At 59.3% G+C, this 17,753-nt stretch carries 18 protein-coding genes; 4 read left to right on the top strand and 14 right to left on the bottom strand.

Annotated elements, in window-relative coordinates; translation table 11 throughout:
• Positions 1-147 precede the first annotated feature (147 nt).
• From PK28_RS04335 to PK28_RS04325, 3 genes are read left to right on the top strand one after another with little or no spacing between them, the layout of a single operon-like run.
• Complete coding sequence (locus PK28_RS04335) at positions 148-1,284, top strand: acyl-CoA dehydrogenase family protein (RefSeq protein ID WP_231576216.1); 1,137 nt, start codon at positions 148-150, stop codon at positions 1,282-1,284.
• Positions 1,277-2,047, top strand: coding sequence for a PIG-L deacetylase family protein (locus PK28_RS04330; protein WP_044511782.1), 771 nt, complete (start codon positions 1,277-1,279; stop codon positions 2,045-2,047). The genes PK28_RS04335 and PK28_RS04330 overlap by 8 nt, the downstream gene beginning before the upstream one ends.
• Positions 1,992-2,648 carry an SAM-dependent methyltransferase gene (locus PK28_RS04325; RefSeq protein WP_316931970.1) on the top strand — a complete coding sequence of 219 codons (657 nt, stop codon included), beginning with the start codon at positions 1,992-1,994 and terminating at the stop codon, positions 2,646-2,648. Before PK28_RS04330 ends, PK28_RS04325 begins: the two co-directional genes overlap by 56 nt.
• Here the strand turns inward: PK28_RS04325 and PK28_RS04320 are convergent.
• The 9 genes from PK28_RS04320 to PK28_RS04280 all read right to left on the bottom strand — a co-directional run bounded on the left by PK28_RS04320 (position 2,605) and on the right by PK28_RS04280 (position 9,941).
• On the bottom strand, positions 2,605-3,828 hold the full coding sequence (locus tag PK28_RS04320; RefSeq protein ID WP_197070473.1) for a glycosyltransferase family 2 protein: 1,224 nt from the start codon (positions 3,826-3,828) through the stop codon (positions 2,605-2,607). The two genes, PK28_RS04325 and PK28_RS04320, sit on opposite strands and share 44 nt — an antisense overlap.
• A 64-nt stretch (positions 3,829-3,892) precedes the next feature.
• Complete coding sequence (locus tag PK28_RS04315) at positions 3,893-5,044, bottom strand: BamA/TamA family outer membrane protein (protein ID WP_044511777.1); 1,152 nt, start codon at positions 5,042-5,044, stop codon at positions 3,893-3,895.
• Positions 5,045-5,134: 90 nt separating this feature from the next.
• Complete coding sequence (locus PK28_RS04310; RefSeq protein WP_044511775.1) at positions 5,135-6,334, bottom strand: BamA/TamA family outer membrane protein; 1,200 nt, start codon at positions 6,332-6,334, stop codon at positions 5,135-5,137.
• A gap of 94 nt (positions 6,335-6,428) precedes the next feature.
• A complete protein-coding gene (locus PK28_RS04305; RefSeq protein ID WP_048825568.1) occupies positions 6,429-7,334 on the bottom strand; it encodes a geranylgeranylglycerol-phosphate geranylgeranyltransferase in 906 nt (301 codons plus the stop codon).
• A 133-nt stretch (positions 7,335-7,467) separates the two neighbouring features.
• The gene (locus PK28_RS04300; protein ID WP_044511773.1) at positions 7,468-7,662 is read right to left on the bottom strand and encodes a cold-shock protein; all 195 of its coding nucleotides are present in this window, start codon (positions 7,660-7,662) and stop codon (positions 7,468-7,470) included.
• A 114-nt stretch (positions 7,663-7,776) separates the two neighbouring features.
• Complete coding sequence (locus PK28_RS04295; protein ID WP_044511771.1) at positions 7,777-8,280, bottom strand: KdsC family phosphatase; 504 nt, start codon at positions 8,278-8,280, stop codon at positions 7,777-7,779.
• A 101-nt stretch (positions 8,281-8,381) separates the two neighbouring features.
• The gene (iscX, locus tag PK28_RS04290; RefSeq protein WP_044511769.1) at positions 8,382-8,621 is read right to left on the bottom strand and encodes a Fe-S cluster assembly protein IscX; all 240 of its coding nucleotides are present in this window, start codon (positions 8,619-8,621) and stop codon (positions 8,382-8,384) included.
• Between the two features lie 99 nt (positions 8,622-8,720).
• A complete protein-coding gene (locus tag PK28_RS04285; RefSeq protein WP_052430594.1) occupies positions 8,721-9,050 on the bottom strand; it encodes a 2Fe-2S iron-sulfur cluster-binding protein in 330 nt (109 codons plus the stop codon).
• A 57-nt stretch (positions 9,051-9,107) separates the two neighbouring features.
• Positions 9,108-9,941, bottom strand: a complete 834-nt coding sequence (locus PK28_RS04280) for a Rossmann-like and DUF2520 domain-containing protein (RefSeq protein ID WP_082016952.1) — start codon at positions 9,939-9,941, stop codon at positions 9,108-9,110.
• Between the two features lie 161 nt (positions 9,942-10,102).
• Between PK28_RS04280 and PK28_RS04275 the strand changes: the two genes are divergently transcribed.
• Positions 10,103-12,778 carry a T9SS-dependent choice-of-anchor J family protein gene (locus tag PK28_RS04275; protein ID WP_044511762.1) on the top strand — a complete coding sequence of 892 codons (2,676 nt, stop codon included), beginning with the start codon at positions 10,103-10,105 and terminating at the stop codon, positions 12,776-12,778.
• A gap of 149 nt (positions 12,779-12,927) precedes the next feature.
• Here the strand turns inward: PK28_RS04275 and ccsA are convergent, their stop codons facing one another.
• The 5 genes from ccsA to PK28_RS04250 all read right to left on the bottom strand — a co-directional run bounded on the left by ccsA (position 12,928) and on the right by PK28_RS04250 (position 17,735).
• Entirely contained in the window at positions 12,928-15,507 is a 2,580-nt protein-coding gene (gene ccsA / locus PK28_RS04270; protein WP_044511760.1) for a cytochrome c biogenesis protein CcsA, read from the bottom strand.
• A gap of 96 nt (positions 15,508-15,603) precedes the next feature.
• Positions 15,604-16,029 (bottom strand): cytochrome c maturation protein CcmE domain-containing protein, encoded by a 426-nt coding sequence (locus tag PK28_RS04265; RefSeq protein ID WP_044511757.1) that lies wholly within the window; start codon positions 16,027-16,029, stop codon positions 15,604-15,606.
• Between the two features lie 165 nt (positions 16,030-16,194).
• A complete protein-coding gene (locus PK28_RS20700; RefSeq protein WP_044511754.1) occupies positions 16,195-16,425 on the bottom strand; it encodes a CcmD family protein in 231 nt (76 codons plus the stop codon).
• Positions 16,406-17,077, bottom strand: a complete 672-nt coding sequence (locus PK28_RS04255) for a cytochrome c biogenesis protein (RefSeq protein WP_044516222.1) — start codon at positions 17,075-17,077, stop codon at positions 16,406-16,408. Before PK28_RS04255 ends, PK28_RS20700 begins: the two co-directional genes overlap by 20 nt.
• Before the next feature lie 16 nt (positions 17,078-17,093).
• Complete coding sequence (locus PK28_RS04250; protein ID WP_044516219.1) at positions 17,094-17,735, bottom strand: heme exporter protein CcmB; 642 nt, start codon at positions 17,733-17,735, stop codon at positions 17,094-17,096.
• Between the last annotated feature and the right edge of the window lie 18 nt (positions 17,736-17,753).

The following is a 17,753-nucleotide window of genomic DNA, read 5'->3' as shown; positions in this document are numbered from 1 at the left end:
AGTTAAAGTAGCCCCCTATTGCCCCGGTTATTTCGCTGATGCACAACTCTTGCTGATTTTCTCAGGTTATAGTGAGCTACCCGGGGAAGTCCGGGTGGCTACCTCTTGCCGGTTTTCGCTATGCTTTCCTCTCCTTCGCCCTCTGTATTGGCAGCTCCCCCTTCTCTGGAAATGCTGCTGGCCGCTGCCGCCCACCTTGTCCCCTGTCTGGCAGCCCGCGCCGCGCAAACCGATACGGTGGGCGGCTTTCCTACTGAAGAGCTTGACCAGCTCCGCACGGCTGGCCTGCTAACGGCCCCGCTACCTCTGGCTGACAACGGGGCCGACCTGATGGCCCCCGCCAATACGCTCACAATGTTGAGCGTGCTAAAGCATATTGGGCGCGGCAACCTGGCCGTAGGGCGTATTTACGAGGGACACGTGAATGCCCTGCAGCTTATTCAGCGCTTTGCCAGCCCGGCGCAACAAGCCCGCTGGACGGTTGATGCGCAAGCTGGTCATGTATTTGGGGTTTGGAACACCCAAGCTGAGGACGGCGTGCATCTGCAGACACTACCCAGTGGCGGTTACCGCCTGCAGGGCAGCAAAACCTTTGCCTCGGGCGCCGGCCACATAACGCGGCCACTTATTACGGGCGCACTGCCTGACGGCGGCTGGCAGCTGTTTGTACTACCTACCGATAGCCAGCCGCCTGCCTTAGACGCGTCCTTCTGGCAACCACTGGGTATGCGGGCCACCGCCAGCCTGCACGCCGACTTAACGAACCTGGAAATCAGCCCGGAGGAGCTGGTAGGTCAGCCCGGTGCCTATTATCAGCAGCCGTGGTTTAGCGGCGGCGCCATCCGGTTTGCCGCCGTGCAGTTGGGCGGGGCCGAGGCAGTATTTGATGAAACCCGGCGTTTTCTGCAGGATTTGGGCCGTACTGATGACCCCTACCAACGGATGCGGCTGGGAGAAATGGCCATGCTGATTGAAAGCGGCAACCTGTGGCTGCGCGGCGCCGCCGACCACGCAGCGCGCCCCGCGGCTGAAACCGAGGCGGAAGCCACGGTAGCCTATGCCAACCTGGTGCGCACGGCCATAGAAGAAATCTGCCTGCGGGTACTACAGCTGGCCGAGCGCTGCGTGGGCGCCCGGGGCCTGCTGCAGCCCGAGCCCTTTGAGCGCCTGCACCGCGACCTGACCCACTACCTGCGCCAGCCCGCCCCCGATGCTGCCGTAGCCGATGCCGGCCGCTATGTACTCCATAACACCGCACCCGCCTACCAGCTCTGGCATGACTGAAGCCGCCGCGCTCTTCCACTCCCTGCCGCTATACCCGGCGGCTTATGCGGCCAGTCTGGGCTCCACCGTCGTCATAGTGCCCCACCCCGATGATGAAGCCCTGGGCTGTGGCGGCCTGCTGGCGCTGCTGCGGCAGGCCGGGCAAGAGGTGCGTGTGGTTTTAGTGAGTGATGGCACCATGTCTCACCCTAACTCCCGAAAATTTCCGCCAGCGGCCCGGCAGGCCTTACGGCAAGCCGAGTTAGAAGCCTCTTTGCGCTGCCTGGGCGCTAATGCGGCCCAGGTTTTATACCTGAAGCTGCCGGACGGGGCCGTGCCCGGCACCGGCCCGGAAACCGAGGTTCCGGCACAGGCTATCCGCCGGCTTCTTGCGGCGCATTCCCCTCAAACGGTACTGGTGCCCTGGCGGCGCGACCCTCACCCCGACCATCGAGCCACCCACGCCTTGCTGCAACTGGCGCTGGCCGGCTTCTCCTCTCCTCCCCGGGTAATTGAATACCTGGTATGGGCCTGGGAGCGGGCGGCCCCGGCTGATCTGCCACTGCCCGGCGAGGCCACCGGCTGGCGGCTGGATATTCAATCGGTTCTCGCGCAAAAGCAGGCGGCCCTGGCCGCGCATGCCTCCCAACTGCCGGGCAGCCCTATCAACGATGATCCGACGGGTTTTACTTTAGCTGAATCGATGCTGGCGCATTTCGCGCAGCCGTTTGAAACGTATCTGGAAGTACCACTGCCCACCGGAAACCAAGAACAACATGGGTGAGAACCCCGATAACCCCAGCCTGCCGCCCACTTACTTCGATGCGGTGTACCAGGCAAATACGGACCCCTGGCATTTCGAAACCAGCCCCTATGAGCACGCCAAGTACGCCGCCACGCTGGCGGCATTGCCCCAGGCGCGGTATGAGCGGGTGTTTGAAATTGGCTGTTCGCTGGGAGTACTTACAGCCCGGCTGGCCTCACGCTGCGGCTATCTGCTGGCCGTAGATGTGGCAGAGGCGGCACTGGCCCAGGCCCGGGCCCGCTGTACCGGGCTGCCCCAGGTAGACATTCGCCGAATGCAGGTACCCGAGAGCTTCCCCGAGGGCCAGTTCAATTTGATTCTGGTGTCGGAAGTGGGGTACTACTGGTCCTGGCAGGCGCTGGCGCAAGCGGCGGAGGCTATCCGGGCGGCCCTTCCCGTAGGCGGGCAGCTCCTGCTAGTGCACTGGACACCACCAGTCCATGACTACCCCCTCACCGGCGACCAAGTGCACGAATACTTCCTGCAGCACTCCGGCCCGGATGGTCCGTGGCGGCATCTACTGGGCCAGCGCGAGGCTACATACCGGCTGGATCTGCTGGAGAAAGCCCCTCAGGCGTAGTTTCTACTGTGCGCAACAGCTGCCGCACCTTCAGTAGGGCCTGTCCCAGGGGTACCATAACAGCCGGGTAGCGCGGCAGCCGTTGCGCCGCTACCTCTTCCCAGAGTTGCCCAAACGTTTCCGCCGACAGCAACTGCTGCATTAGCTCCGGGGTAGTACAGGCCAGGGCAGTGGCTAATTCAGCATACTGCGCATGGTACGTCGGGCAGCTTGCTACATGCTCCCGGCTTTGCCACAACCGGCGCAGCTTGCCGCGCAGCTTTAAGTGAGCGTAGAGATGGGTGCTGCTTTCTACCATCGGCTCGGTACCGGCCGCGCTTAGCCGGGCCCACTCGCGCAGCTGCCAGGACAACCCGACGGCCACGCGCCCTACCTGCCGGTCGGAGGTGTGCACGCGTACCTGGGGGCTGTGGCGCACGCGCAGGTCGTGGCGGCGCAGGGCGTGGCGCAGGGCCTCGTCTTCCAGATACGGCAGCACGGGCAGGCCTCCCACGCGCCGATAGGCCGCCGGGGTGAGGGCCAGGCTGCCGCCAAAGAACTGATGATGGCGCGGCCAGGGGTCGGCCGGGTCGGGGTCGAGGAGGCTTTCCAGACGGGCACATAGCAGCCGGTAAGCGGCATCGCGCAGATGGCTGCGCCGCACCGTGCACGTGACCGGGGCCATGCCAGGCGTTAGGATCCGCCCTCCTACGGCATCAGCGCCGGCGGCAATTTCGGCCAGGGTAGCGGCCAGCCATGTGGGGGCCGGAATGGTATCAGCATCGGTGGAAACAATGATGCCCTGGGGGCGCTGCACCTCCTCCAGGCGGCGGCAGGCCGCATCCATCAGCAAGCGGCGCGCCCGCCCAATGTGGGCCTCCGCCGGCGGCAGCTGTATTTCCACCACGTGCACAGCCAGGGCCGGATGGGCGGCGGCAAACCGCCGGGCCGCTGCTGCTGTGGCATCTGCGCAATTATTGGCCAGCACCAGTATCTCAAACAGCTCCGGTGCCAGGGCCTTGCCCGCCAGATCCAGCTGCGTGGCCAGGGCAGCCAGCGTGGCGGGCAGCGTTTCGGCTTCGTTTTTGGCGGGGATGATGATGCTGGCTAGCAGGGCTGGGTGCGGGGGCGTGCTCAACTGCAAAGCCGCTACGGCCAGTTCAGCCGGGGCACTGCCCTCCTGAAATAGATTGGGTGCCACAAGGTTCATTCCTGCGGTCTACGCCAATCAACTGGTTTTGGATTGCTGCTTTGCGGCTGGTGTGTTAGAAGGCCTCATTAAAGGCAAAATATACGCCGCTGGACTCGCCGGAGCCCACGCCATAATCAATCCGGATGCTTAGCCGGTCTTGGCGGTTGACATCAATGCGCAAACCGGCGCCGCCGGCCAGGTTAAACTGGCCGGGGCGGAAATCGGTAACCTGAGGTTGTACCTGCCCCACGCCGCCAAACAGCACACCGCGCAGCCGCCAGAAAAGCTGCTGCCGCACCTCAGCCTGCGCGGCCACCAGCTGCCGGTCCCGGAAGCGGCCTTCGTAAATCCCGCGCATCATCCGCTCGCCTCCCAGGTTAGCCAGCTCCCGGAAGGGTACCGTGCCGCCATGAAATATGCCCTGCACCTGCCCGGCCAGCACGGTACGCTCTACGTCCTTCGGCCCCAGCACCCAATACTGGCGCGCATCAAACTGCAGGCGCATAAAGCCATAGTCGCTGCCCAGAGCTTTGCCCGCGAATAGTACGCTGGCATCCAGAAAGCGGCCGTGGTGGGCACTCAGGATATTGTCACGGGTATCATAGAGCAACGCGGGGCCTATGCCGGAAGTAAGCGTGGCCTGCCGCTCGCGGGCGTCGCGCTCCAGCAGCCAGTTGGGGCGGGTGCCGTCATCGGTGAGGGCATCATCAATGCGCACATTGTACATGTTGGTGAGGCGGTACAGGCCGCCCACAAACAGGCCCGGCCGCAGGCGTTTCAGCACCCGCTGGTTGAGGATAAACACCTCGTAGGAAATGTCGCTTTTCTCGCTTTTCCGGGTGTCGTTACCGACGCCGTAATAGTAAATGGGGAAGTTGAAGTACTGCGCTTCGCCGCCCACAAACCACCGCTCGCCGGGCGTAAAGATAGAATGGGTAAGGCTGGCGCTGGACTGCTTACGCTGAGTACGGTAGGCCAGCACCCGGGCATTGGAGCTCCGCGTGGTGGTATCGGCCCCAAAACGCCACACGGGCAGCACGGCGGCCCCGTAGGCCAGCCCGGTTTCGGGTTGCGAAAACACGATGGGCAACACCGCAATTTTTACGCGGCGCGGCTTTTTAACGGGGGCACTGGTAGTTACCGAATCGGGGGCAGGCGACTGGGCAGCGGCGGGCAGCGTGAGCAGACTCAGCAGCAGTGCGGCCCCAAAATGAAACGCGGGCATACGGCGGGCGTGGTTGGGAGAGGGAAGGTTGCTAAATGTACAGGTTTAACCCAGACCAACTACCGCCCGCTTCCGTTGCCTGCGTGGTTTCTAGAAAGCTTCGTTTACGCCAAAATATAAACCGCTATTTCCGCCGGAACCCACCCCGTAATCAAAGCGGATGTTGAGCCGGTCGCGGCGGTTAAACTGGAAGCGGATACCCGCGCCGCCAGCCAGCTTGATACCGTCCAGGGACATGTCGTTCAGATGGGGGGCTACCTGCCCTACGCCGGCAAACACGGCCCCATTCAGGCGCCAGAACAGGTGGTGTCGCAGCTCGGTTTGGGCTGCCAGCAGCTGCCGGTCGCGAAAGCGGCCTTCGTAAATTCCCCGCAGCAGGCTCACGCCCCCCAGATTAGCCAGCTCCCGGAAAGGCACCGTGCCATTATGAAACATACCCACCACCTGACTGGCCCAGATGGTGCGGTTAGAGCCCAAAGGCAGGAAATAGCGCCCATCTACCACATAGCGCGTGAAGGTGTAGTCGCTGCCCAAACCTTTGGTATTGAAAATGGCCTGCAGATCCAAATAACGGCCCTGATAAGTGCTGAGAATAACGTCGCGGCTATCATAGATAAAGGTGGGACCGAAACCGGAAATGCGGGTTTTCAGCGTATCACGGGCTGAAAGGGTACGCAAAAGGTTGGGCCGCTGCCCATCCGTGGTGGTGCGCTCGTCTGACTGAATATCCCGCAGATCAGTAAAGCGGTACTGGGCGCCTACAAAAGTGTAGGGCCGGATGCTTTTCAGAGCCCGTTGGGTAATGGTGATGAGCTTGTAGGAAATTTCACTTTCATCCTCCTTGCGGGTATCATTGCCGATGCCGTAGAAGAAAATAGGGTAGTCGAAATACTGAATGTCGCCGATAAGCAGGTAGCGCTCCTGGCGGGTAAAAATGGTGTGCGAGAGCTGCAGGTTTACTTGCTTTTTCTGCGAAACCCAGCCCCCCAGGCGCCCATTTGATTTGCGCACGGTGGTATCGCGGCCGTGCCGCCAGGTGGGCAGGAAGGTTGCGCCCACCGCAAAGCCGGTTTCCGGCTCATAGAAGGCCACCGGGGCCGGAATAAAGCTGGGCCGGTCGGCCGGGTTTTTGGGTGGCTGCGCAGGGGCGGCCGTTACCGGGGCTGCTGGCTGCGCCGGGGCGGGCGCCGCCGGCACGGTTTGGAGAGAATCGGAGGCAGGAGCAGTTGTTTGGGCAAAAGCAGCCGGTGCCAGCCACAGGGCAGCCAGCAACAGGGTAATTATTCGCATGAGTCAGGAATACATAAGGTGAGCGGCAGGGGCCAAAAGCTCCGCCGCAATTCCTAACGTACCAGCCGCAGCCAAGTTTTACTGTTGAGCTTAGCTATACCAGCAGCATGGAGAGGATACCGGCCAGCATAAGCATTTTGCACCAGAGGCTCAGCTGGGAAAAGTGCTGCTTGCGGTCGGCGCGGGCCAGCTGCCGGGCGAAGGCCAGCAGCGGGAAAAGCACCAGCGCCGCCAGCCAGGCGCCCAGTGCCCAGCGGTGCATTTGCAGGCTCTGCCAAATGGCGCCGGTCAGGAGTACGGCCAGGTTCAGCAGGAAAAAGCCGGCCACCCATTTGGCTTTCGCCACGCCGGCCACAATAGGCAGTGTGCGGCAGTCGTGCTGGGCATCGCCGCGCATATCCTCGATATCCTTAATGATTTCGCGCACCACGGAAAGCAGAAAAGCGGCCAGGGCATAGGCCCATACGGCCTGGTTGCCGGTGCGCAGCTGCAATTCCGGCAGTAGCACCGAGGCAGCCGTGAGGGCGGCAATACTGACATTGCCAACCAAAGCCACGCGCTTAAACCGTACAGAATAGCCCCACAACAGCAGTGCCGAGCCCATATGCACCAGCCCCAGCAGCGGCGACAGTGCCCCGCTGATGAGAATACCCAGCCCCGACAGGATGAGGTGCGTGAGCATGGCGTGGCGCCGGTTGATGGCCCGGCCCACCACCAGGCGCTCAGGCCGGTTGATGGCATCAATCTTTACATCATAATAATCATTGATGATGTAGCCGGCCGCCGCCACGCATACCGTAGCCAGCATGAGCAGGGCAAAGGGCACATCCAGCGGCTTTATCTGGGGTACCTGCGGCCGCAGCAGACCCATGCGCACCAGCGCCATGCACAGCATGATAATGAGCAGATTGGGCAGGCGCACCAGCCGCCATAGCTCCCGCAGCCCGGCACCGGAAGGCGCCGCGGTAGCCGCAGAAGCAGGGGGAAACGGGGCAGCCATACGCAAGCGCAACGCAGAGGAAGATACAAAGATGCCACATGGCCCGCGGACTACGTACCGGCCGCAAAAAAAGAAAGCCTCCCCACGATGGAGAGGCTTTCCGCAAGCAAAAAACCTTGTCAGGCGAAGCGCCTTACAGTTTCTTCACATTCACCGCGTTAACACCTTTGCGGCCTTCCTGCGTGTCAAACTCCACGCGGTCATTTTGCTGAATCTGGCCCCCGTTAAGGCCGGTAACATGGACGAAGAAGTCTTCCTTCGTGCCGTCTTCCGTAATGAAGCCGTAGCCCTTCGACTCATTATAGAATTTTACGGTTCCTGTTTTCATGAAAAGAATAAGAAAGAGTGAATGGATGATTTTGTAAAGATAGAGGGATTTTATAAAAACACAACCGGTGTTTTGTGGCCCTCAAATTCACAAAAACATCTTCTAAAACCCTCTCTACCAAGTCTGTTGGCACTTCATTACGTTTTCCACCAGCTCGCGCACGGCACCTTTGCCGCCGGGCAGCTGAGCTATGTAATTGCAGATTTCGCGCACATCGGTGGCGGCATCGGAGGGGCAGGCGGCAATGGCACAGCGGCGCATTACTTCCACATCGGGCATATCGTCGCCCATGTAGGCAATGTGGGCGGGATCCAGCCGGTGCAGGTTGATGTACTTGTTGAAGATGACCATCTTATCATCGACGCCCAGGTAAATATCCTGGACATCCAGGGACTCCAGCCGGCGGCGGACACCTTCTTCCTCGCGGCCGGAAATGACCACAATGCGGTAGCCTTTGCGCAGAGCGTGCCGGATGGCAAATCCGTCGCGGATGTGGAAGGCGCGGGCCTGCTCACCGGAGTTCAGGGCCAGCAGCGTGCCATCGGTCAGCACCCCGTCCACATCAAAAATAAAGGCCTTCACTGCCGATAAATCCGGCATTTCTACAACTACTGACATGCAAGCGGGATAAAGGGAGCCTGGCAAAATATAACAAAGTCCTGGTCAGGAAAGCAACCAACGGCTGCCAGACCAGAACTAATGGGCCGGGCCCGGGCTTTTTATTTCTGATTGTCGCGCCACTCGTACACCCACTTGGCCTGAATCTGCTCCAGGTGGCCTTCGGTGGCCTGCTCGCGGGTGCCTTCAAAGTTGGGCAGGGTTAGTACCCAGTCCAGCAGATCGGTGAAGCGGATGCGGTAAATTTTGGCTTCGGAAAAGTCGTCGCCAAATTTCTCGTACAGCGCCATGGCAATATCCTCATGGTCGCTCCACTTGATGGGGGGCTCGAAATGATTCATCTTATCATCAGTTGAAAGTGGTCAGCTGCCCTGTGCTGATGGGGAGTTGGCGCGCTATATAAACGGGCCGCATACCAAATCAGCAGGATAAACTGAAAATTAGTGGCCCAGGAAATCCTGTGGCGGCACCAGAATAACCAGGTCTTCGTGGCCCTGCACCACGCACTGGCAGCCCAGGCGGGAGTTGATGCGGGGGTTAGCGGCCCGGTCAATGAAATCTTCTTCCTTGTCGCTGATTTCCGGCAGGTCATTTTCGCCCTGCACCACATATACGTGGCAGGTGCTGCAGCCGCAAACGCCCCCGCAGTTGTGCTGCAGCTGAATTCCATTGTTCAGGGCAACATCCAGCACCGATTCTCCTTCTGCGGCCACATGGGTCTGCTCGGGCTGTCCGTCCTCGAATTTAAAGGTGATATTAACAGCTTTCACGGCGTGGGGGTAAAGTGGCAAATTGCGGGCACAAAGGTAGGCAGGCAGCCTCCGGAATCAAAGTTGCGTGCCGGATATGCTCGGGCGCTGAGGATGTTGGCGCTGAATATCGGTGGTTAGCTGGGCATACAGCGCCTGCCAGGCCGGATGGGCGGCTAAGGCCGCCCGGTGCGCGGCCAGCGTGGGCGCATCGTAGCGCACGGCCGGGCCGGTTTGCACGCTAAACGGCGCGTTGCTCAGGGCTTTGTCTATGGTTTCGCGCACCAGGGGCTCCAGCAGCGGCAAGGGCAGCCCGGCCTCGGCCAATAGCTGCTGACTGATGCCGAGCAGATGGTTGGTGAAGTTGCAGGCAAAAACCGCGGCTATATGCAAAGCCTGGCGTTGCGGCGTGGCCACCAGCTGGGTGCGTTGGGGGCTCAGGCTACGGCCCAGGGCCAGCAGCAGGGCCTCGGCGGCCGGCTCGGCGGCTTCAATGCACAGGGGCACCTGCGCCCAGCTGATGGGGCGGCCCGGACTGAAGGTTTGCAGCGGGTAGAACACGCCCCCACGCAGGGCTGGATAGGGGGTAAATACTGCCAGCGGCACCGTACCGGACGTATGCGCTACTACGCTGCCGGCCGGAAACCGCGCCTCCTGCAATACCGCCGGAATGGCGGCATCGGGCACGGCCAGCAGATAAACGGCCGCGGGAGGCAGCAGGGTAAAATTGAGGGAAGAAAGCGCGGGAGTGCCGGGCACAGTGGCGGCCACGGCGGCAGCATGTGCCGGAGAGCGGCTCCATACGCCGGCCAGCTCCCAGCCCGCCCGGGCCAGCGCCGGTACCAGCTGCGCGGCTACTTTCCCCGCTCCTACTACCAGCACGCGCTGCCCCAAATCAGAAATCATTGTCATAGAGGGCACAAAAATGCGCCGAAAGAATCGACTTATTTTTTCAACGCAGAGGTTTGCTATTCAACTTGGCCGAGTGCTAAAAGTTATTGCCCGAATTTGCGCTAAAACCGGCACCTTTGCTTTTAGGATTTATTTGATTCTGTCCCTATTGACTTACTAATATGAAGAAACTGTACCCTTTACTTCAGCTTTCCTTCCGGGCACTGGTTTGCCTGGCACTTTTCCTGGCGGCTGCGCCAGTCCAGGCCCAGCGCCTGAACTATTCCAGCCGGGGATTCTCCCTGTTTGCGGGCACCTACACCGACCTGGGCCCGGAAGGAACAGTTATTACGCTGCCCACGCCGGATACTTACAACTCGGCCCCGCAGGAAATCGGGTTTACTTTCCAGTTCAATGGGCGGGCTTTCACGCAGTTTATTTTCAATACCAACGGGTTTCTGCGGCTGGGCAATGAGGCCCCCAAAACCTCCAAATCGGAGCAGGAAGGTTCTATAATGGGTGGCCCCATTACCAGCGCTGACCCTGCCGATGTAAACCTGATTGCGCCCTTCAGCATGAATCTGGCGGGGTCCGCTACCAAAACGCCCGAATACCGCGTGGCCACCACCGGCACAGCGCCTAACCGGGTGTGCACCATTCAGTGGAAAAACGTAGCCGACCTGGGATTGACGAAGCTCCGTCAATTTGAGAGCATGTCGTTCCAGGTAAAGCTCTACGAAACCAGCAATACCATTGAGTTCATCTACGACACCATTACGCCTACCAGCAATGCCGTCAGTCCTCTGCTGGCTGCGGTGGGCATAAAGGGCTCCGGCATAGCCGAGTACCAGCAGGTAATGGTTGGCAAAACCAGCATAGCAACCTGGGCATCGGCCAAAGCCATTAATACCAAGTACACCTCTAATACCAGTGCATTTGGTACGCGCCGCACGGAATTACCCACCCCCGGTATCACATTCCAGTTTAAGAGCACGCCGCTGCAGGATGTTACCGTAGCCAATATCTACACGCTCGGCCAGTTGCCCCTTACGGGCGTCTTGCCGCACAAAGTATCTGCGCGCATTGCCAATACGGGGATGAACGCCATAAGCGCCCTGAAAGTGACGCTTACAGTAACCGGGGCCACTGAATTCACCAACACCCGCACTATTGAGTTGCCGCAGTATGAGACGGTGTTGGTAGAGTTTGAGGGCTACACCCCGGCCCAGAGCGGCACCAACCAGGTTACTGTGCGCGTGACGGAAGATGATGACAATACCAACAACGCGCTAACAGTAACGCAGGAGGTGAGTCCCTCACTCCTGAGCTACGCGGATAACTCCCCGGTTCTGGTTAATACCCGGCGCTACGATGAGCGGCTTACGCTGGTGCGGCACGCCCTGCTTCAGCCCAAAGCCATAGAGGCCATCAAAATTCTGGTAGGCAACAGCACCTATAACACGGGCCAGACGGTGTATGGCGTGGTACTGGATGCCGCCGGCAAAGTCATCGGCCGTTCGCCTAACTACCGTGTTCTGGCAGATGATCTGGGCCAGGAGCATACTTTCACCCTGTATTCGCCTATTAAAATGGAGGCGAATACCGATTATTACTTTGGGGTGGCCCAAACGCTCCTCACGGGTAAATCCGGCTACGAGGTGGTAGCGGAGCAGGCAGAAACTCCGGTTCGGGACAATGCCTACTTCCAGGCTTCCCCGGACGGCAGCAACCTTCTGCCGTTCCTGAGTAGCCGTTTTGTTATTACGGGTAAGCTGATAGAGGTACCTGCCTGCCTGGCGCCTTTGGAACTGGCTGCCTCTGATGTCACAGCCGGAGGCGTAACTCTCACTTTTCCAACCGTGGAAGGTGCCCCGGCTTATACCGTAGAATATGGCCCGAAGGGCTTTATGCCCGGCACTGGCGCCGGCACTATCGTCAGCAATGTAACCACCAGCCCTTACCAGCTGACCGGCATGCCGGCCGGCACATGGTACGATGTATATGTCCGCACGGCCTGCTCTGAGACCAGCACCAGCGGTTTCGCAGGCCCTGTAGCCGTGCAAACGGAATGTGGCCCGGTAGAAGCAGCCACCATTCCCTACACCCTCGATTTCAGTAAAGTAATGGCAGGCACCCTGCCCTGCGGCGTTACTGTTTTCAATGGCAACCCGGACCAGGACGAATACAAGTACACCTGGGAAGTGGCTCCTGACCCCGCCGCTGACTATCAGAATGCCATGATGTCCACTTCGGGTGGTACCGGGCCTTCCGACGACTGGTTTTTCACCGCGCCACTCCAGCTTAATGCCGGAAGCCGTTATTTGGTAAGCTTCGATTACCATGGTTTCAGCGCTTCTTTACCTCATGCGCTGGCTGTTTCCTACGGCAGCGCCGCCACGGTTGAAAGTCAGAGCACGCTGCTATGGAGCAACGCTGATATTACTACCAAGGAGTATGTACCCGCAGAGGGTGTGGCTGTTATTGAGCCCGCTACTACCGGGAGCTACTACGTGGGGTTCCATACAACTACTGAAACGGGCCACCTCTTTATGTACGTCAAGAACGTGCAGGTGGTAGCCGCTGAGGTAACGGCCGCTTCCGGAGCCCTTGCCCGCGCTATCAGTGCCTACCCCAACCCTGCTGCCGATCAGCTGCTGCTGGAAGTGCGCGGAGCTAATGCCAAAGGCGCCCTGCAGGTGGAAATCGTGAATATGCTGGGCCAGCGCGTGTATGCCGGCACCGCCCACGACAACTTCATCAACCGCCTGAATGTAGCCTCCCTGGCCTCGGGCCGGTATATTCTGAAAGTGCAGTCGGCCAATGGCTACGCGGTGCGTGCTATCCAGATCCAACACTAAGTATCTGGCTTTTGGCTGATGGCTAATAGCTTATTATCATAAAAAAGGCCTGTCTGGAGTCAGACAGGCCTTTTTTATTTTATACATCCTGATAAGGTTCGCTGGAAAGCAAACAGCCAATAGCCATCAGCCAAAAGCTAAATCCCAAGCTACGCTACCTGCGCCGAGGCCGTCTGCTTGCGGCGGGCCGGGGCCTCGGGGCGCTGGGACTCCGGTTTGCGCTGGCGCAGAGCCATCAGGAAGCCCACGCCCATGAGCAGCGTGCCGCTCCAGAGCAGGTTGATGAAGGGCTTCTCCATGGCTTTCAGGATGATGTAGTCTTTCTGGGTAGTGCTCACGCCGAAGGTGAACTTGCCTTTGGTGGGGTCTACATTGTTGAAGGACAGGCGCAGGCCCAGGTCTTCTACCTCATCGGGAATGCGGCCAATCATTTTGTCGCGCACTACAAACACGGGGTGCACGTGGTACTGCTTTTTCTCGCCGGATACGATAAAGTCGCCCTGAATGGCCAGGTCGCCGGGTTTCAGGCCCAGGCCGGCGGTTTCGTGGGCGGGCTCAATGGCGCGCAGCACGGCAAAGTAGTCGTTCAGGTAAATGGTGTCGCCTACGGCCAGCACGTGCTCCTTCACCTCGCTCCAGTCCTTTTCCTTGGAAGGATCCGGCACGGTGCTGATGTGCGAGTAAATGTCGTGGTCCCAGAACTTCTTGATGTCAGGAGAAGCCAGCAGGCCCTCGCCCATTTCCTCGTTCACCTGCGCCCGGGGGAAGAGCGTGAAGGATTTGCCGGTTTTCCGGTCTTTATACTCCACGCGGTAGTAGGTGTTTTCGGGCCGGATTTCCAGCGTGTCGCCTACTTTATAGTACACCCGGTCGTTTTGCTTTACCTCGGCGCGGGCAATGGCCTTGAACTCGTCGTCGGTGCGGAAAAGCAGGTCTTTGTTTACGTATTCGGGCACGCCGGGCACATCATAATACTGGCCGGTGTAGCTGACATCGTAGCCCTGCATGGGGGCCGCTTCGTTGCGCCACAGCAGCACGTTGTCGCGGTTCACATCTTCCGGAAAATCCTTGGAGTACACCAGGCCCGATACGTTCTGCGAAATAATGTTGGAATACCCGGCCGAGGCCAGAATCCCCAGCAGCATCAGCGCAATGCCAATGTGCGACACGGCCCCGCCCGAAAGCTGAATCCGGCGCTTCAGCAAAACCAGAATGGTGCTCAGGTTAGCCAGCACGCCAAACAGGCCCGCCGTTACCAGCACAATGTACACCGGCTTCATGGGGTGCCCGAAGTAGCGTACCAGCAGAATAGCCAGCGCCGCGCCCAGCAGCGTGAGCACCACCGGCACGGTGAGGGAGTTGGTGAGGCTTTCCTTGTTGTTGCGCTGCCACCACATCACCTGCCCCAAACCAGACAGGAAGGCAATGGCCACGCCCATCCAGAGCTGGAACTTGGTGTAGTGCGCAATCTGGTCGGCGGGCAAAGCAAGGTTGGATTTAATACCCAGGAAGCCCAGGAAGGCATTATACACCGGAATGCTGGTGGTTACCAGCACCTGGAACGCGCCCAGGCACAGCACCGTGGCGCCAATGAATACCCACAGCTCGGGGTTGTAGGTTGTCAACTCTTTTTCTGATACCGGAATCTGTTTCCACTTCACTATCAGCAGCGCCACGGCCAGCACCACAAAAGCAGCCAGATAAATCATCAGCTGGCCGGAGAGGCCCAGGTCGGTGAAGGAGTGCACGGAGGCATTGCCCAGCACGCCGCTACGGGTGAGGAAGGTAGCGTAGAGAATCAGCAGGAAGGTGGAAATTACCAGCACGAAGGCGGTGCGCAGGCCCGTGCGGCGGCGCTGCCACAGCACCAGGGCATGCAGGGCAGCCACCAGTACCAGCCAGGGAATGTACACGGCATTTTCTACCGGGTCCCAGTTCCAAAAACCGCCAAAGTTCAGGGTTTCGTAGGCCCAGTAAGCGCCCATCATAATCCCAATGCCCAGCACGGCTCCCCCCCACAGGCTCCAGTTAATGGCTGGCTGTACCCACTTGGTCAGCTCGTTTTTCCAGAGGCCGGCAATGGCGAAGGCAAACGGCACCAGCGTGAGGGCAAAGCCCAGGAAGAGCGTGGGTGGGTGAATCACCATCCAGTAGTTCTGCAGCAGCGGGTTCAGACCGGTGCCATCGGTAGGCACAAAGTTGGGGTTGAGGCGGAACACCGGCGCATCGGTGAGAAAGTCGCGCAGCAGAATAAAGGGCGAGGAACCGATTTTTACGTCCAGCACCACCACGCCCAGAATCATGGACGTGAGAAACAGCTGCACGCCCGCGAATACGGCCATTACCGGGGCCTCCCACTGGCGGTTGAAGCGCATAATGGCAAAGCCCAGCAGCACGTGCCAGAATATCCAGAGTAGGAACGAGCCCTCCTGCCCTTCCCAGAAACAGGAAATCATGTAGTACACCGGCAGGTGGTTGCTGGCGTGGCTCCAGGCGTAGTGGTACTCGTAGCGGTGGTTATAAATGATATTGAACAGGCAGATGATGATGGAAAACACCGCCGCGCCATGTACAAAAAATGCCCCGCGCGCCAGCCGCAGCCAGGAGGCATCGGCCGAGCCCAGGGGCTGGTTGCGGGCCGCCATGAAGTAGGAATAGGTAGCCACAATGGCCGCCACAAACGCTACAATGACACTCAGATGTCCGGCGTCGCCAATAAATGTGTTCATACTAAATTCTGAATGATGAATTCTGAATGATGAAGTCTGTTTCGTAGACTGGTTACTGCGTAGACCAGCTCAGCATTCAACATTTAAAACCCAGAATTAACGAGTCGCCGTAGCGCCTTTGATGTCTTTCTCCACGTACTTCGAGGGGCACTTCAACAGGATTTTATCGGCCACGAACACGTCGTTGCGCATGGCGCCGGTAATCACCACCTGCTCGGATTTGTCGAAGTCCTGGGGCTTGGGGTTGAAGTACACCACGCGCTGGGCAATGCGGTTGGTATCTACCAGCGTGAAGGCGAAATAATTGGGGTCGAGGGTGGGGTTGTACTCCAGACCCATGATGTTTTTCTGCGTGTCGCGGGGCAGGCGGCCCACTACGTGCACTTTGGTGGTATTGCCTTCGGCGGCCAGCTCGCGGGCCTCCTTAAAGGACACGTATTGGCTTACATCACCGGCCGTGGTTACCAGAATGCCGATGGCAATGGCAATGACCGTCAGGATAAGCAGGTGTGATTTTTTCATGGTATTACGGAGCGGAAAGCACGAAGCTGGCTGTTGCGGGGCCAACTCTTCTGAACAACCAAAAAGGACCGAATAAATCCGTCGGCCTGGCGGAAAAATTTACAATCCGGCGGCAGTGAAAGTTTGTCTTGAAACTCTGCTGTATCGCCGGTTATGGCAGGCGCTTTATCTGATTTCCTTTTCCAGACGGCCCAGCTTGCGGTCCAGGGAAATGAGGTAGGCAAACAAGCCCGTCAGGAGGACCACAATAACGGCTACCACCACGTAGATTTTCCCGCTCTGGCGCAGGGTATCGGCCATTTCGGGCGTGCCGGAAGCGGTTTGGGCGGCGGCTTGCAGCACAGGCAGCAGCAGAGCCAGCACCAGCAGAAGGGCGTTACGCAAGCTGTTTTTCATATACTTTTTGTTTGAGCAGCGACAGGCGCACGGCCAGCTGCGTAATCCAGACGCCCAGCAGCGTCCAGCCAATTACGGCCGGATAGAACACCAGGCGCATATCACTGTCGAGGTCGTAGCGGGCAAAGGCGGGGTTGCCGCCCGCGCCGGGGTGGAGCGAATCCGTAAGGCGGGGCAGAATAAAGAACAGCGGCATGGCCGCGGCAAAAGCAAAGATGTTGTAGATGGCCGAGACGCGGGCGCGCTGCTGCTCATCGGTAAAAGAGGAGCGCAGCACTAGGTAGGCGCCGTAAATGAGCATGGCAATGGCCGCACCGTTCAGCTTGGGGTCGTTGGTCCACCAGGTGCCCCAGGTAAAGCGGGCCCAGATGCTGCCCGTGCTCAGGCCGATGAGGCCCATGAGAATGCCGGTTTTGGCAAACTCATGCGAGAGAGTATCCAGGCGGCTGGTGGGTGCGCGCAGGTAGCGCACGGAGAATACCACCGAGGTCGTCAGAATAATCGTCATCCCGAACCACATGGGCACGTGGAAGTACAGGTTGCGGATGGTTTCGTTGAGGATAGCCAGGCGCGGCACCGGCATCAGCAGCCCCGCAATAGCGGTGTAAAACACCAGCACCACGGCCAAAACTTTCCACCAATTGCTCTTCATCATAGGAACGTTGGAATCAGCTTCGCCACAAAAAAGGAAACAGAATGTAAGACACCGCTCCCACAATTAAATTCAGGGCCACCAGCGTAAGCATGGAGCTCCGGCTGGCTTCCCACTCCAGCCCATCCAAAGCATTTTTTGACACTTTGATGAGTAGCAGCAGCATCGGAATCATAATCGGGAAACCCAGCACGGCCATCAGCGTGTGGCTGTTGGCGGCTTTGGAGGCAATGCCGGATACCAGCGTGAGGGTGGCCGCAAAGCCCAGCGCACCCAGCAGCACATTGCTTACAAACAGCGGCACATCCTGCACGGGGTTGCCCAGCACCAGCGCATACACGCCAAAGCCCACCGTAGACAGCCCCAGCAGCAGCAGGGCGTTGTAGCCTATTTTAGCCACAATAACGGCCTGGGGCCGCACCAAGGCATAATAGTAGAGCTGCCGCCCACGACTTTCCTGCAGAAAGCCCTTCGCCACGGCATTCACGGCGGTGAAGAGCAGAATAATCCAGAACAGAGCATTCCAGGCAGGTACCGGCAGCTGGCCACCGCGCAGGGCAAAGCTCATATAGCACACAAATACCGTGCTGCCCACGTACAGCAGCATGCCGCTCAGGGCCGCGCGCTGCCGCCATTCCAGACGGAAGTCCTTCTGTATCAAATACCAAATCTCACG

This window comes from Hymenobacter sp. DG25B (assembly GCF_000801315.1).
GTDB lineage: Bacteria > Bacteroidota > Bacteroidia > Cytophagales > Hymenobacteraceae > Hymenobacter.
Note: the sequence above shows the minus strand (reverse complement) of the source record. Positions and strands in the feature narration are given on the sequence as shown.